This is a genomic window from Bdellovibrio sp. BIS2 (assembly GCF_055398295.1).
In genome coordinates this window covers 296,133-310,438 of record NZ_AP035879.1, presented here as the reverse complement: position 1 = coordinate 310,438, position 14,306 = coordinate 296,133, and the positions used below count along the sequence as shown (strand labels likewise).

At 50.4% G+C, this 14,306-nt stretch carries 15 protein-coding genes; 4 read left to right on the top strand and 11 right to left on the bottom strand.

What is annotated here, in order from left to right; translation table 11 throughout:
• Positions 1-139: 139 nt before the first annotated feature.
• The 3 genes from ACZ520_RS01530 to ACZ520_RS01520 are packed head-to-tail and all read right to left on the bottom strand — an operon-like array spanning position 140 to position 2,861.
• Positions 140-472: a nuclear transport factor 2 family protein gene (locus ACZ520_RS01530; protein WP_011162926.1), complete on the bottom strand. Its 333-nt coding sequence runs from the start codon at positions 470-472 to the stop codon at positions 140-142.
• Positions 472-2,109 (bottom strand): CRTAC1 family protein, encoded by a 1,638-nt coding sequence (locus tag ACZ520_RS01525; protein ID WP_464127203.1) that lies wholly within the window; start codon positions 2,107-2,109, stop codon positions 472-474. The genes ACZ520_RS01530 and ACZ520_RS01525 overlap by 1 nt, the downstream gene beginning before the upstream one ends.
• Positions 2,106-2,861 carry an SDR family NAD(P)-dependent oxidoreductase gene (locus ACZ520_RS01520; RefSeq protein ID WP_464127201.1) on the bottom strand — a complete coding sequence of 252 codons (756 nt, stop codon included), beginning with the start codon at positions 2,859-2,861 and terminating at the stop codon, positions 2,106-2,108. Before ACZ520_RS01520 ends, ACZ520_RS01525 begins: the two co-directional genes overlap by 4 nt.
• 210 nt (positions 2,862-3,071) lie before the next feature.
• On the opposite strand from ACZ520_RS01520, the gene ACZ520_RS01515 reads away from it, so the two are divergent.
• Both ACZ520_RS01515 and ACZ520_RS01510 read left to right on the top strand, forming a co-directional pair.
• Positions 3,072-3,620, top strand: a complete 549-nt coding sequence (locus ACZ520_RS01515) for a glutathione peroxidase (protein ID WP_464127199.1) — start codon at positions 3,072-3,074, stop codon at positions 3,618-3,620.
• A 2-nt stretch (positions 3,621-3,622) separates the two neighbouring features.
• Positions 3,623-3,970, top strand: a complete 348-nt coding sequence (locus tag ACZ520_RS01510) for an ArsC/Spx/MgsR family protein (RefSeq protein WP_088566499.1) — start codon at positions 3,623-3,625, stop codon at positions 3,968-3,970.
• A gap of 9 nt (positions 3,971-3,979) precedes the next feature.
• Here ACZ520_RS01510 and ACZ520_RS01505 read toward each other — a convergent pair whose 3' ends face one another.
• The 3 genes from ACZ520_RS01505 to ACZ520_RS01495 all read right to left on the bottom strand — a co-directional run bounded on the left by ACZ520_RS01505 (position 3,980) and on the right by ACZ520_RS01495 (position 8,437).
• Positions 3,980-5,365 carry a sigma-54-dependent transcriptional regulator gene (locus ACZ520_RS01505; RefSeq protein ID WP_464127196.1) on the bottom strand — a complete coding sequence of 462 codons (1,386 nt, stop codon included), beginning with the start codon at positions 5,363-5,365 and terminating at the stop codon, positions 3,980-3,982.
• Positions 5,365-7,143 carry a sensor histidine kinase gene (locus ACZ520_RS01500; RefSeq protein ID WP_464127194.1) on the bottom strand — a complete coding sequence of 593 codons (1,779 nt, stop codon included), beginning with the start codon at positions 7,141-7,143 and terminating at the stop codon, positions 5,365-5,367. Before ACZ520_RS01500 ends, ACZ520_RS01505 begins: the two co-directional genes overlap by 1 nt.
• 64 nt (positions 7,144-7,207) lie before the next feature.
• Positions 7,208-8,437 (bottom strand): DEAD/DEAH box helicase, encoded by a 1,230-nt coding sequence (locus tag ACZ520_RS01495; RefSeq protein WP_464127192.1) that lies wholly within the window; start codon positions 8,435-8,437, stop codon positions 7,208-7,210.
• Positions 8,438-8,620: 183 nt separating this feature from the next.
• Between ACZ520_RS01495 and ACZ520_RS01490 the strand changes: the two genes are divergently transcribed.
• Positions 8,621-9,205 (top strand): dihydrofolate reductase family protein, encoded by a 585-nt coding sequence (locus tag ACZ520_RS01490; protein WP_464127190.1) that lies wholly within the window; start codon positions 8,621-8,623, stop codon positions 9,203-9,205.
• Positions 9,206-9,283: 78 nt separating this feature from the next.
• Positions 9,284-10,531 (top strand): NAD(P)/FAD-dependent oxidoreductase, encoded by a 1,248-nt coding sequence (locus tag ACZ520_RS01485; RefSeq protein WP_464127189.1) that lies wholly within the window; start codon positions 9,284-9,286, stop codon positions 10,529-10,531.
• Positions 10,532-10,565: 34 nt separating this feature from the next.
• On the opposite strand, the gene infA is transcribed toward ACZ520_RS01485, so the two are convergent.
• The 5 genes from infA to ACZ520_RS01460 form a co-directional block, all read right to left on the bottom strand.
• Positions 10,566-10,787, bottom strand: coding sequence for a translation initiation factor IF-1 (gene infA / locus ACZ520_RS01480; RefSeq protein WP_011162918.1), 222 nt, complete (start codon positions 10,785-10,787; stop codon positions 10,566-10,568).
• A 64-nt stretch (positions 10,788-10,851) separates the two neighbouring features.
• On the bottom strand, positions 10,852-11,169 hold the full coding sequence (locus ACZ520_RS01475; protein WP_374031806.1) for an RNA recognition motif domain-containing protein: 318 nt from the start codon (positions 11,167-11,169) through the stop codon (positions 10,852-10,854).
• A 256-nt stretch (positions 11,170-11,425) separates the two neighbouring features.
• Entirely contained in the window at positions 11,426-12,781 is a 1,356-nt protein-coding gene (locus tag ACZ520_RS01470) for a DEAD/DEAH box helicase (protein WP_464127186.1), read from the bottom strand.
• A 94-nt stretch (positions 12,782-12,875) separates the two neighbouring features.
• Entirely contained in the window at positions 12,876-13,373 is a 498-nt protein-coding gene (gene tpx / locus ACZ520_RS01465) for a thiol peroxidase (RefSeq protein ID WP_088566507.1), read from the bottom strand.
• Between the two features lie 61 nt (positions 13,374-13,434).
• Positions 13,435-14,193: a transglycosylase SLT domain-containing protein gene (locus ACZ520_RS01460; protein WP_232468837.1), complete on the bottom strand. Its 759-nt coding sequence runs from the start codon at positions 14,191-14,193 to the stop codon at positions 13,435-13,437.
• Positions 14,194-14,306 lie beyond the last annotated feature (113 nt).

Sequence of the window (14,306 nt, the reverse complement as noted above, 5' to 3'; positions counted from 1 at the left end):
TTATAGTACGAATAAATTTTAACAGATCTTTGACTTAATCTCCCCGCCAGCAATCGCAAATTCGCACATTTTAATAGTAAAGTCTCGCTTAGACAAAAGATTATATTTTATTAGCACTTCGGCTTTCAAATTCAAGCCATCAATACACAAACCAAATATCCTTAATCAACCCATCCTTAAAGTCATAGATGGCAACCACATGCGACCCACTGGGAACCACGGACTCCTCATCCAGTACCTTCCCATTCAAAACAATCCGGCTTTTCAAAGTGCAGTGCAGATCCGGCGTGTTCTTAAACTTTTCGCCATAACTTTTACGAAAAGCCTCCATCCCCACCATGAACGGAACATCCTGCCCCAGCCGGTAAGCCGTGACGTCGGCATGATAGAACGAACAAAACTTTTCAATGTCCCGGGCGTTGTAAGCCTCTAGCTGCCCTTGAACCAAAGCGACTCGTTGTTCGGTTGTCATTAGCGAGGCTCCTCAATCTTCAAAGTGCTGTTCACTGAAACATTATCAAGGACCTGAACTTTTCCTGAAGGCCAACGAACCTCCACCTTGGAAATATTCTTCACCGGACCCAAACCAAAATGCAAAGTCGGATCATTCTGCTGATTCATCGTCCCCGTCACACCATCCACCTGGCGCAAGAAAACCCCGTCAGAATGATAGACTCGCACCTGGGCCGCCACCGCCTGAGTCCCTGAACGAGTTCCCTTGATCTGCACCCGCAGATAGTTGCTTCCATCCCCCATCACGTTTTGCAAAACGCGAATGGCCGGAGCTTCCTTGTTCTTCGCTCTGCCTGACTGAACCAGATCCATCTTACCGTCGTTATTCAGATCCGCCCAAGCCGCCGCATAACTGTCAAAGACGCGAGTTCCGTGAAGAGCACTGACTTCCTGAAACTTGAATTTGCCAAGATTTTTGTAAAGCACCGAGTACGAGTACGCCAAATCATAAACCTGACTGATGTAAACATCGAGCAGGCCGTCATTATCAAAGTCCGCGGCCGTGGTCTGCGCCCACAACTCATCGCCTTTGTATTTCGAGAAATCACCGATAGGGCGATAAGGAATACCGGATTGCGCCCTGACGTCAATCAACCGGTACAACGGATGACCGGTATTGCGATAGATTTTGGAATCATCACACAGATAGCCGCGCTGATCGAAAGTGCCTTTCGGGGTCATACCCACAAACTTGTGCACCAGATTGGAAACCCACAAATCCAGATTGCCGTCATTATCCAGATCCACCCAGATCGAAGCAATGGTATGTCCGTACTGAGGCCCATAGTACGCCTTGCGGGTGCTGTCATAGAACTTCTTGGGATCGTGATCACCCTGCACATTCAGCAGTGGCGCCTTATCCACCATGATCGTGGGATTCAAAGTATAAAAATTATTCGGTCGCAAACGATAGTTAGAAAAATACGCATCGGTCTGCCCGTTATTGTCATAGTCAGCAACGGCTATCCCACGCAGATAGTTGGGATTCTGCGTGAACACCGAAGGTGTTGCATCCTGAAAATATCGCCCTTTGATATTCAGATACATTTTGGGTGGCAACAAAGGGTCGCCGAATTTTGGTTCGGCAAAACCAACCAGGACATCCATCAGGCCGTCTTTATTAACATCGACAATCGCCAGATCGTGGGCATGATCTGGCACGGCAAACTTAAGGGCTGCCGAGGACTCCACAAAGCGACCCAAAGACACCTGCAAAAACGCCTGTCCTTTGGTGGTCAGAATATCCAGCAGCCCGTTATTGTCGATATCCACAAAGAGCGGGGCCCCTTTTAAATCCTGAATCCCCACCGAGTCAGTCACCTCGGTAAAACGGATGTTCCTTTCGTTACTGACATTACGGAAAAGCCTTCCCGCCGCCAGCATATCCACCCAACCGTCACCATCATAATCTCCGAAGACGATAGTCCCGGAATGAACTTTGGGAATTCCCGACAATTCGGTCACATCCTGAAACTGGGAGGCTGTAGAACTGAGGTCTTCCCTTCCAGCCTGAAAAGAACCTTCAGGAGAAGAAACTTTAAAGCCGACAACAAAACATCCAACAATCACTGCGGCACAGAAAAAAGCACGATTCATTTCAAAGACCCCTCTAAATCCTGAACGGAAATCAGACACGACTGACTTTTGAACGCTTGCGAAGACAAACAGAATCTGACGACCAACGAAGCCACGTCTGCCGGATCACGCAACTGGTGATCTGATTTCAACTTTTTGAAATTCGCGACATCCGGAAAGTCCTTCTTCTTCAGACCACGAATGGTCTGCTGCATCTGCGTGTCCAGAACTCCGGGACTGAAGTGGTAAATTTTGATTTTCTTATTCTTGGCTGTCTGTAAATCCAAGTCCGTGTTTTCGGTAAACATCTTAAGACCTGCCTTGGACGAACAATACATCGACCAGCCCGCAATCGGGCGGAACGAGGCCCCTGATCCGATATTAAAGATCGTCAGCGGCTTTTTCTCTTCCGTCGTCAGACGCGCGCACACCTGCGAAAGCAACAGCGGAGAAATCAGATTCGTCACCAGATGGGTGTTCATCTCGGCCGGATCCAGATCCACCAACGACCCCACGGGATTAATCAGGGCGGCATTGTTAATCAGGTGAACTTTTTTAAAAGGCGAAAGATCCACATTCTCAAGAGCCGATTCAATTTTTTGAATCGTCTTAAGACCCAGGCTGAAATCCGCCGTGATGTGTTTAAACTGCGAAGACCTGATATTCGGACGAGAGCGTGAAAGGTTGATGACCTGATGCCCTTTTTCAAGGGCCTGCAGACAAACCTGCTCCCCCAGTCCCTTGGAACCGCCGGTAATAATAAATAAATCCATAATATAATTATGGATTCCCGTCTGAAGTTCAGCAAGGGCGACCGGACTGCAGGTCCAGAATTCGAAACACAAAATGCGTCCCACTTTGAAGATAGCTGGACTATGGGTGGACTTCTATTAGGGGCACACACAAAAAGTCTCTTTACCTGCCGCCCGGTTTTGGATAAAGATCTGCCTATCCAGGGACAAGCACCCTTTGAAAGGATTCTTATGAGCACTCTTCATCAAATCGAATTCAGTACAGCAGATGGTAAAAAAGCGACTTTGGCCGACTATAGCGGAAAAGTTCTTTTGGTTGTGAACGTGGCTTCCGAATGCGGATTGACGCCGCAGTACGAGGGTCTTGAAAAGGTTCACGAGAAATATGAATCCCAAGGCCTGCGTGTTCTGGCTTTCCCGGCGAACGAATTCGGCGCTCAAGAGCCTGGCTCCAACGAACAGATTCAGGAATTCTGCCGCACTCAATTCGGTGTGAAATTTCCGGTGTTTGCAAAAATGGTGGTTAAGGGCGAAGGGCAACATCCGTTGTATCAGCAACTAACGTCCCTGAAGCCAGCAGCACAACAAGTTCCGGGCGGCACATTGAAGTCTGTTCTGGAAGAGCACGGCCTTCTTTCCGGCGGTCCCTCTGACATCATGTGGAACTTTGAAAAATTCCTGATCGACAAATCCGGCAACGTGGTGGCGCGTTTTGCTCCCGACATGACTCCGGAAGATCCAACAATCGTAAAAGCGATTGAAGCAGAGCTGGCTCGCTAGTTATGACCTGGGTTCTGCTTCACAATCCCGGTTGCAGTAAAAGCCGCGAGGCGATCGAAGCGCTTCGTTCCGTCGAAGGACTTGAGGTGCGCAAGTACCTTGAAAACCCCCTGAATGAAAGCGAACTGCGTTCCCTGATCCAAAAGCTCGACACCCCGGTGTCGAGCTTGGTACGCACGAAAGAAGCGCTTTTCACCGAAGCGCCTTTTGATGTGAATAATATGGACGAAGTGATTCAGCATCTGGTGAAAACACCCAAGCTGATGGAACGCCCGGTCCTGATCGGCAGCAAAGCCGCTGCCATCGGACGCCCTTTTGAAAAGATCCGGGAACTTCTAGGAAGGAAGTAGGCCCATCGCCTACTTCTTGATTCCCGCCAAACGACGGCGGATATCACCCAGTGTACTGCGGGGAATACCCAAGTATCTCGCCGCTGCCGATTCAGAGCCTTTTTTCTTCAGCGCAAAATCAATCAGCTTCAGCTCAAATTCCGACACCACATGGCTGTAGCGGCCTTCAAGGGCGGCTTCGTCAATTTCCGCTACAGAAGAGCTTTTGATAACTTCTTCATATACCGGAGCTGACTGCACAAGGTGTGGGGTTAGATCGGACACCTGGATCTCGCTATCCTCAGCCAAAACACAGGCCACTTCAATCGCAGATTTCAGCTCACGAATGTTCCCCGGCCAGGAATAAGTCAGCAAAAGCTCTTCGGCTTTTTTGCTGAAGGACTTATCCCCATAGTTACCCGCACGCAGGAATTCGTTTGCCAGATCCAAGATGTCTTCTTTGCGCTGACGAAGAGGTGGCAAAGTGATCGTGAACTTTTTAATACGGAAGAACAGGTCTTCACGGAATTTCTTATCCGCGATCATTTCTTCCAGGTTTTCATTAGTGGCGGCAATCGTGCGGCAGTTTACTTTTTTGCCAAAGTCCTGACCCACCGGATAAATATCACCACTGCTCAAAGCACGCAGCAGCTTCACTTGCAGGTCCTGGCTTAGCGTAGCCAACTCATCCAGGAACAAATCCCCGCCATCGGCACTTTCAAACTTCCCTGCGCGGGACTCTGTCGCACCGGTGAAAGCACCTTTTTTGTGGCCGAACAGCTCTGATTCTGCCAGATGGGAAGGAATCGCCCCGCAGTTCACGGCAATGAACGGACGGGAGTCGTCGTTTTCAAGACTCCACAAATACTGCGCCATCACCTCTTTACCCGAACCGGACTCCCCGCGAATCAGAACCGACTGGCCTGAACCACGGATTTTCTTGGCCGTGTCGATCACTGCCTTGAATGCCGGGGATTTGGTGTAAAGATTGATATGGGAAACAAGTTTTGATCCCGCCTGATGCTTCAAGGTCTGATTACGACGAAGCAGACGGTGCAATACCGGGGCCTTGCGCAGAACTTGCGTCAGCACTTTGCCATCAAAAGGCTTCACCAGATAATCAACCGCTCCCGCCTTCATGCAGGCCTCAACCAGATGGGATTCGTCGTGACCGGTCATCGCCACCACCACCGTGCTTGGATAGTGTTTGGAGATATGCTGAATCAACTCGATCCCCTGACGTTCGGCGGATTCATCCAGCGACAGATCGGTGAAAACAAGGTCGATGATCTGTTTATCCAGAACATCCACGGCTTCTTCCAAAGAATCCGCCAAGGCCACGGTGTGTGTCGAGGGAATCTGAGACTGCATGGTTTTACGAACAAGTGTTTCGTCATCAACAATCAGAATACGCATTAGGAAGTCCTTACTTTAAGTTCAAATTGTGAAATCCAAGGCTTCGGTATCAGGTGAACATTCAGCTTACGAACGCGGTCCTGCACCCATTTTTCGTCAAATTCAGAAGTACACAGATACGCTCTTTTTGCGAGCGCGGCCTGTTCTAAAATCTCAAGGCCCGTTTTGCTGCCATTCAGGTTCTGATCAATGATCAGCAGGGCCGACTCTGACAGGGACGCCAACGGCACCTCAGCAATGAACTTATCCACTGAGCTGAAAAAAGCCGCCGCCGTCAATCCCAGTGCTCCTGCCTTCGCCTGCCACGCACTCAGCACATTCAGATCATCATCCACAAAGAATATTTTTTGATCCGTCGCCAGTTCAATGGACGGAGCCAGCCATGCCGGGTTCTTTTCTTTGGGAACCTTCAAAGTAAAGACCGTTCCTTCGCCTTCCACTGTTGCCACATCCAGCGTGCCACCTGTCCATTCGATCGCAGTTTTGGCCTGGAATAATCCCAAACCTGACCCCCCGGTTTTTCCCGAGGTGAAACTGCGCTCAAAAATCTTATCAAGAATTGTGGCCGGAATGCCTTTACCATTATCGCGAATCTGCAAAGTCCACTTCTTGCCTTCAACACCCAGAACCAAATCCACCTTGGTGGCGCCGGCTTCAAAGGCGTTATTGATCAGGTTTGAAACAGCAGACTGAAGTTCGTTGATCTGTAAAACACTCCAGATCTCAGGCAAGGGTGAAACACCCGAAAGGGTCAATTGCTGATCCGGCTTCAAACGCACACTGTGCTCATTCACCACAGTGGCGATCAAAGGCTCCACCAAGGTGAGCTTCGGAGCTTCCACCCCGGTTTCCTGATCCGGCTTGGCAATTGAAGCGGATAGCTTCTGCACGATACCAGCCACCCTGGCCACGGCGCTTTTTAAAATCGCCAGCGGTTCCATCGGCGCATTTTCAATCTGGCTTAACGCCATGTTCATGCTCATCAAGGGGCTGCGGATGTCGTGGGCCACCTGCGCTGCCACCTGACTGCGGGCCTTATCTCGTTCAGCTTCCAGCAAGCGGGACTGACTGGCCTGCAAAGTCTGCAACATGTGATTCAGGTTTCGTCCCAATCCGTCTAGCTCGTCCCTGGATTTTCGGTCGGATTCTTCATCGGCCACATTCACACGTTTGGAATAATCCTGAGTCTGCGTGATTTCTGCCAGCAGGGAATAAATTGCATTCACCTTGCGCAGCAGGGTTGTCGTCAAAACGCGGGACAACCACAAAGAAAACAGAATCAGCGCCGCCGCCGTTCCCAACAACGTGTACTTGATGCGATTCAGTTCTTTTTCGATGGTCGCCGCCGATATGGTGGATACCATGCGGTACTCTTTGCCGCTTTTATCCTGCAATGATGTCAGGACCACCATACGCCCGTCTTTCCAGTAAGCGCCGTCCCCTTTGGAAAGCATTTCCACGGAATCGAACGTGGGCTGAAACTCGGGGCGAGTCACCTTCCCCATATTTTCATTATCGGGGCCGAACAGTTCCACATTCAGATTATCCACATCGTGATGGATCATATCTTCCAGCAGATTGTTCAGGACCATGCGGGCCTGCGAACCTTCCAGGTTTTCCAGCGTCTGCGCCAGCAGGTTCATGTGATCGATATAGGATTCTTCAAACTCGGTGATGCGATGACTGGAAAGGGCGGTGTTCAGGACCAGACAGACCGTCAACGCGGAAAAGACGGCCGTCCCAAAGATTGCCAGAAAGATCTTTTTTGAAAAGCTCATTTGGGAAATTCGACTCATGCTTCATCTTAAAACATGAGTCTTTTATGTCAAAACAATATGCGGGTTACTTGCGTTTCTTACGAGGCTTCATGGACGCTTCCGCAGCCTCGATGATCTCCTGCAGGCTCAGCTCGTGTTCCGGCTGGGACGCAATGATTTCATAGTCGGCCTTGCTGACCTTGATCACCTCAATGGTCTTACCCAGCAGGGTCTGGATTTCTTCCAGCAAAGGTTTTTCCTCAGCGCTGCAGAAGGAAACAGCCACACCCTTGTTAAAGCCCCGTCCGGTGCGCCCGATACGGTGGACATAGTTCGCCGGCTTTTCCGGAAGATCATAATTGATCACATGAGTGACATCCGGGATGTCGATACCACGAGCGCTCAAATCAGTCGCGATAAGAACCTTGCACTCGCCTTTGCGGAAGGCCTTCATCACCTCCGCACGGTCGGTCTGGTCTTTTTCTCCATGCAAAGTCAGCGACGGGACCTCCACGCGGGCCAGCGCTTTCGCCACACGTTCCGCACGCACGCGGGTTCTGACGAAGATGATGAACTTGCCATCGGCATTCTGGCGCAGGTATTCCGCCAGGAAGAAACGCTTATCGTCCATTTCAACAAACATCACATAGTGCGCGATGTTTTTGGAAACCGGGTCTTCCGGAGAAATCTGAATACGGATCGCACTGCTGCGAACCTGAGAGAACGCCAGCTTTTTGATTTCCGGATTGATGGTCGCAGAGAAGAACAAAGTCTGATGACGTTTCGTCAGTTTGCGTTTCACGGAAGTGATGTCATCGATAAAACCCAGATCCAGCATGTGGTCAGCTTCATCCAGCACCAAAGTTTCAATGCGGCTGATATCGATATGCCCCTGGGCAATCAGATCAAACATACGGCCCGGTGTTGAGATCAAAATATCAATCCCGTCCTGAAGCTTCTGAATTTGTGCATCCTGCTCCACACCACCAATCAGGGCAAAAGGCTTCACTTTGGTGTGTTTGGAAAGTTTGTTGAAGACCTCGCCAATCTGCTGAGCCAGCTCCCGAGTGGGAACCAATACCAGACATTTGATCCCGATGGCACGCTTGCTGCTTTTTTCACTGTGGATCATGTTGATGATTGGAATGGCAAAGGCGGCGGTTTTCCCGGTGCCAGTCTGGGCGATCGCCAGCACATCTTCACCCTTCAAGATAGAGGGAATGGCCTTGTACTGGATGTCGGTGGTTCTGAAGAAACCATTGTCGTTCAGGTTACGCAGCAAATCTTCAGACAAATGGAACTTTTCAAACTTCACGGGAAACCTCTTGGAATTAAACGAAGCATCTATCACAGGGCCTGAAAAAGCGGGACCTTTAATTGAAAAAAGGAAGAAATTTCCAGAATTTACCCCTTAAACGGGCCCTAAATCGAAATGACAAATTGCAGGGTTTCAAAACCCCCAAACGGACTTAAAATAAGGGCACTGCAAGGAGGCCTTATGCCCACCATCACCGTCTTTAACTCCGTCTCTTTGGATGGCTATTTTGCGGATAAAAACTCAGACATGAGCTGGGCCCATAATCAGGAACAAGACACCGAATTCACCGCCTTCGTCGCCGGAAATGCCAAAGGTGGAGGAGCCCTGCTGTTTGGAAGAAAGACCTACGACATGATGGCCGGCTTCTGGCCGACACCTTCCGCCAAAGAGGCCATGCCGGAAATTGCCGAGGGCATGAACCGCATGAAAAAATACGTGGTTTCGCACAGTCTGAACGAAGTGACCTGGGAAAACTCAGAACTGATCAAAGGTGATCTGGTCAGTGAAATCAGAAAACTAAAGAAGCAAAACGGCCCGGACATTGCCATCCTGGGAAGTGGTAGCATTGTTGCCCAGCTGGCCGAGGCCAAACTTATTGATGAATATTCCGTTGTGGTGCTGCCTCTTCTTTTGGGTTCTGGACGGTCCCAGTTTGACGGATTGAAGTCCCGCCGGGATCTGCAGCTGATAGAGTGTCGCAGTTTTAAAAACGGAAACGTATTCCTGCGCTATCGTCCAGCGGCCGTTCACGACGACCTTCACTAAACGCAAATATTCTCATGACCGAGAACTTTCAGGACCAGCCCTCTTGCTTTTGGGTACGAAACTTCATCAAATAGAGAAATGCAAAATAAAGAAGTGGATATTCTGGTCGTAGGCGCCGGTATTATTGGCGCGTCTGTGGGTGCTGAACTTTCTCGTCGTGGCGCCAAAGTGTGTGTGATTGATAAAGGCACCGTGGGGAAAGGCTGCTCTTACGGCAATGCCGGATGGATGACTCCTTGTTTTGCCATGCCTCTGCCAATGCCGGGAATGCTGATAAAATCAATGAAGTGGCTGCTGAATCCAGAGGGTCCTCTTTACATCAAACCTTCTTTGTCTTTGGATCTGGCGAACTGGATGTACCACTTTATGAAGAACATGAACGCCACCCAGGCCCGCCGCGCGGTGGATGCCCTGGTGGTGCTTTCCCAGAAAAGCCTGACTGAATATGAAAAGCTGGGACAGCTTTATCCAGAAATCCGTTTCCAGCAAAAAGGTCTGATGATGGTCAGCCGCACCCAAGCCGGTGTGGCCGCCGCCGTTGAGGAGCTGGAATACGTCAAAGACATCGGTGTTACGGGCAGGATTTTGAATGGCGACGACATCCAGCAGATGGAACCCGCATTGAAAGGTCCCCTGTTGGGCGGCGTTTACTTTGATAAAGAAGCCATGGCTGAACCCTATCTGGTGGTCCAGGCGCTGGCCAAAGAAATCCGCAAACACGGCGGCGAGATTTTAGAAAACTGCGAACTGCAGGATATGGAAATCTCCGGCAACTGCATTGAGTCCGTAAAAACATCCCAAGGCACCATTCGCGCCAAGCAGATTGTCATGGCCACCGGCAGCTGGTCCAAATCCATGGCCAAGATGATGCGTCTGCGTGTGCCGATTCTGGGTGGCAAAGGTTATGCGATGATCGTTCCGAGCTTGGAAAAGCAACCGCAGTACCCGATCATGCTGGTCGAAAAAAAGATCGCCATCACCCCACGCGAAAACTCTCTGCGCATTGCCGGCACCCTGGAACTGGTCGATCAGGACTTCTCGATCACGCAAAGACGTGTCGAGAGCATCAAAAAAGGTGCGAAAGAATTCTTGCATTTGCCTGAAGAGCTTCAAGTCCAGGAACTGTGGGCGGGACTTCGCCCGTGCACTCCGGATGGTGTGCCTTTGATTGGATATCATAACAATCTGAATAATCTGGTTTTGGCCGTTGGCCACCAGATGCTGGGACTGCAAAGCGGCGCCGGCACAGGACTGCTGGTCGCAGATCTTATCGAAGGCAAGAAACCGTTTATTGATATGTCGATTGTAAACGCGAATCGTTTCTAAATTCGATTCGCGCCTTAAGGATCCTGGAAAATTATTAGGCTTTAAAGCGATGAGTAATGAGTCCGTGGGTGGGGTCATAAGGTGACAAACCCACGGTGACACGGTCACCGACCACAACTTTGATTCTGAACTTTTTCATTTTTCCGCACAAGCGCGCGCGAATATCAACACCGTTATCAAGAGTGATGAAATAAACACCCCCGCCGGACATGTCAGATACTTTTCCGTCAATACTTACCAAATCGTCCTTTGCCATAGGCCTCCCTGCACTTTAAAAAAAACAAGGCCGGTCTTTTGAGGAACCGGCCTTCCCATGGTTCTTAGTAAGAACGGCGAGAGCCGCCGCCGAAGCCGCCGCCATTGCGACGTGGGCCGCCACCAGAGCGTGGTTCTTGTGGTTTAGCTTCAGAAATGTTCATTGCACGACCCGCCAACTCCATACCGTTCAATTTCTCAATTGCGGCGCGAGCTTCGGTATCAGTGGACATTTCAACAAAAGCGAAGCCTTTGCTGCGACCTGTTTCACGGTCCGTGATCATGTTGACAGAATCAACAGTGCCGAACTCCGCGAAAACATCATTTAGTTGATCTTGATCGACATTGAAAGAAAGATTGCCGACGTAAATTTTTTTTCCCATTTTTTGCCTCCGTTAAAAGCTTGGGGGCCATTCGCAGAAGACAAAAGGACATCTAATGAACTATGTGAACGACAGTGTGATCCTTAGTAGAACACACGCGAGTGGCGATAGATATAGCCAAATCGGCATATGAAGAAAGTATACAAAACACTGCCTCAAGTCGCTCACCGCCGAACTGACACTGAAATCAGTCAAAATACATCAAGCCGTTCATCGGGGTGAGTCACACTCGCTCTGTTTTCAGAGAGCCATTTCTTTATTTTCTCTTCGCAAATCCTGACTTCTTCGGTCCTGATTTTTGGGGCGCTACAGTTTTACCGGCAAAGGGATTGATTTTGCCGCCTTTGCTTTTAGGTTTTCCCACGGGGGTCGCGCTTTTCGCGGCTTGAGGTTTCCCCGGCGCATTCCGGCGAGGAGGTTCATTGCCTTTGGCAGGTTTGTTTTTATCAAACTTTTTCGAGCGATCAATGAACGCAAAAGTCGGATCGACTTTGATTTCCTGAGCGCCCTGCAAGTAGCCTTTGATTTTGGCGTACATGCGTGTGTCTGACGGTGTGACAAAGGTGATGGCCTCACCACCACGGCCCGCGCGAGCGGTCCGTCCAATTCGGTGCAGGAAGTCCTCTGACTGGAATGGCAGATCAAAATTCACCACGTGATCCACATGCGGTACATCCAGGCCCCGCGCCAGCAGGTCGGTTGCCACGACGATGCGGATTTCGCCTTCACGGAAGCCACGAACCACACGGTTTCTTTGCCCTTGAGAAAGCCCGCCGTGAATCAGGTCGGTTGAAAAACCGTATTCCTTCAAATAGTTCCCGACTGCCTCGCAGTTTTCCTGATTGCCCGTGAAGACGATCACACCGCCGCGAGTGGCGTTGAGTTCATCCAGCAAACGGTCATTTTTCATCGAACGATCCAGGAACAGAACCTTTTGTTTCAGGCTTTCCACCGGCGCTTCGGCTTTTTCTGAACGCACCATCACCACATCAGGTTTCATGAACAATTGTGCGATGGATTCCACATTGGAACCAAAGCTTGCCGAGAACATCATTGTCTGGCGCGGACCACGCAGAGTGCTTTGAATCGTGCGAAGCTGCGGGGCAAAGCCCATGTCCAGCATGCGGTCGGCTTCATCCAGGACGATCACTTCCACATTCTGCAAAAGCAGCTTGTTGCCGGACAGATGGTCATTCATGCGACCCGGCGTCGCGATGATCAGACGCGGATTTTTCTTCAGTTGGTTGGCTTGCTTTGAACCCGTGGTCCCGCCGATTGCCAGGCACACAGACACCGGCATTTCTGCACAAAGTTCCAGAAAGACTTTGTAGATCTGCTGGGCCATTTCACGGCTGGGCACCAGAATCAGGCCGCGCGCCTCGGGCTTTCTTTGCAAAGTGGTCAGTAAAGACAAGGCAAAAGCCAACGTCTTGCCACTGCCGGTCTGAGCGATGGCAATGATATCAGAACCATCCAGGCTTGCCGGGATGGCCTGGCTTTGTACCGGCGTCGGTTTGGAGATCTTCATTTTGGTCAAAGCCGGCATCAGCACGGGTGCCAGGTTCATTTCCTGAAAGCTATGGGCGCGAACGGGGGAATTATGCAATTTCATAGCGGGCAGGTGTACCACAACCTGTTGAAAAGAGACAAAAAAAAGCGGCTTTAAGCCTTCGCCCAAAGCCGCTTTGCAATTATAACAGACCTGATTACTTCAAAGACGCCAAAGCCGCTTCGTAGTTCGGCTCATTGACGATCTCGGACACCTGCTCAACATACAAAATCTTGTTGTCAGCAGAAAGGGTCACCACCGCGCGGGAAAGAAGGCCTGCCAGCGGGGAATCCATGATCTGAACACCCCAGTCCTTGCCGAAAGAGCTGCGGAAAGTGGAAACAGTCTCGCAGTTCTTGATGCCTTCAGCACCGCAGAAACGGGCTTGAGCAAACGGAAGGTCCGCAGAAATGTTCAGAACAACCGTGTTGTCCAATTTAGAGGCTTCCTGATTGAAGCGACGAACAGACGCCGCACAAGTGCCAGTGTCCACGCTTGGGAAGATGTTCAAAACTTTCTTTTTGCCTGCATAGGTGCTCAAAGAAACTTCAGAAAGATCGTTGCGCACAAATTTGAAGTCTTTGGCGGCAGTGCCCGCTTCTGGAAGAGTGCCGGAAGTATTAACGGGATTGCCTTTGAGTGTGATCGATGCCATGGATGCTCCTTTTGTTTAAGCGAACCCAGCATAGCACCGATCCGGTGAAGATCAAAATGATCTACTTGCAAATGGACAGATTCTGGCTCCAGCTCACAATGGACTTATAGCTGGTCTTGTCACCGGCACGCAGCACCGACCAGTACCGGGCGCCACCTTTCCACGCCCCGCTCACTTTACCGGCAATACGCCCGTCACGGCCCACCCAGCGATCCAGAATTCTGATACCACAGCTCAGGTTTTGCAACGGATCGTGAAGATCTTTGGTGGACTTAAAACCACAACCATAGGCGTTGCCGGACTCGATGGAAATCTGCAGCAAACCACGACTGATCACGCGCTTGCCGTTACTGTCATTGAAGTCCTCGGTATAGGATGTTTCAGTTTTAAAGTTACTCTCAAATCTGACCATGGACGACAGCATGAAGGCCCAGTATTGTTTGCGCTGGGCATAGGACAAACTGGAATATTTCGGACAGAACAAGCTGCGGTCGGCGGGGATCACATCCAGCAGATTTGGGCCCAGCTTATCCAATGCACTGTAAACGTGCGTGGACCAGGCCTTGCCGTCAGTCACCTTGTCTTCCCATAAAGGAATGACTTCGCGCAGATTATTATCCACGGAAGGAGGCGTCACCGGCGGAACCACCTCTGGTTCCACAGGGTCCGGCGTCGTGGTGCCGGTATCAGGAGTCGACGACGAGGAGTTTTCCGAAGAACCCACCGTCGTGGAGCTAGAGGATTTACAACCCGCCAGGATCTGAACAACAAGCAACAGGGCGACTACGAAAAATAGTTTGTGTTGAGGGGTGTTTTTCATTCTGAACCCATCGGCAAAAAAATCCCGGTGCTTGACTGTTGGTCAAACTGTCGAAGTTTTTGTAATTTTCTGGGCCTTTTTCCGTAAACCTGAAATCATGGATTTCCTACACA

Bases quoted from the DNA above. Each gene is read 5' to 3' on its own strand.
- ACZ520_RS01530 (WP_011162926.1), bottom strand. From the start codon at position 472: ATGACAACCGAACAACGAGTCGCTTTGGTTCAAGGGCAGCTAGAGGCT.
- ACZ520_RS01525 (WP_464127203.1), bottom strand. From the start codon at position 2,109: ATGAATCGTGCTTTTTTCTGTGCCGCAGTGATTGTTGGATGTTTTGTT.
- ACZ520_RS01520 (WP_464127201.1), bottom strand. From the start codon at position 2,861: ATGGATTTATTTATTATTACCGGCGGTTCCAAGGGACTGGGGGAGCAG.
- ACZ520_RS01515 (WP_464127199.1), top strand. From the start codon at position 3,072: ATGAGCACTCTTCATCAAATCGAATTCAGTACAGCAGATGGTAAAAAA.
- ACZ520_RS01510 (WP_088566499.1), top strand. From the start codon at position 3,623: ATGACCTGGGTTCTGCTTCACAATCCCGGTTGCAGTAAAAGCCGCGAG.
- ACZ520_RS01505 (WP_464127196.1), bottom strand. From the start codon at position 5,365: ATGCGTATTCTGATTGTTGATGACGAAACACTTGTTCGTAAAACCATG.
- ACZ520_RS01500 (WP_464127194.1), bottom strand. From the start codon at position 7,143: ATGAGCTTTTCAAAAAAGATCTTTCTGGCAATCTTTGGGACGGCCGTC.
- ACZ520_RS01490 (WP_464127190.1), top strand. From the start codon at position 8,621: ATGCCCACCATCACCGTCTTTAACTCCGTCTCTTTGGATGGCTATTTT.
- ACZ520_RS01485 (WP_464127189.1), top strand. From the start codon at position 9,284: ATGCAAAATAAAGAAGTGGATATTCTGGTCGTAGGCGCCGGTATTATT.
- infA (WP_011162918.1), bottom strand. From the start codon at position 10,787: ATGGCAAAGGACGATTTGGTAAGTATTGACGGAAAAGTATCTGACATG.
- ACZ520_RS01475 (WP_374031806.1), bottom strand. From the start codon at position 11,169: ATGGGAAAAAAAATTTACGTCGGCAATCTTTCTTTCAATGTCGATCAA.
- ACZ520_RS01470 (WP_464127186.1), bottom strand. From the start codon at position 12,781: ATGAAATTGCATAATTCCCCCGTTCGCGCCCATAGCTTTCAGGAAATG.
- tpx (WP_088566507.1), bottom strand. From the start codon at position 13,373: ATGGCATCGATCACACTCAAAGGCAATCCCGTTAATACTTCCGGCACT.
- ACZ520_RS01460 (WP_232468837.1), bottom strand. From the start codon at position 14,193: ATGAAAAACACCCCTCAACACAAACTATTTTTCGTAGTCGCCCTGTTG.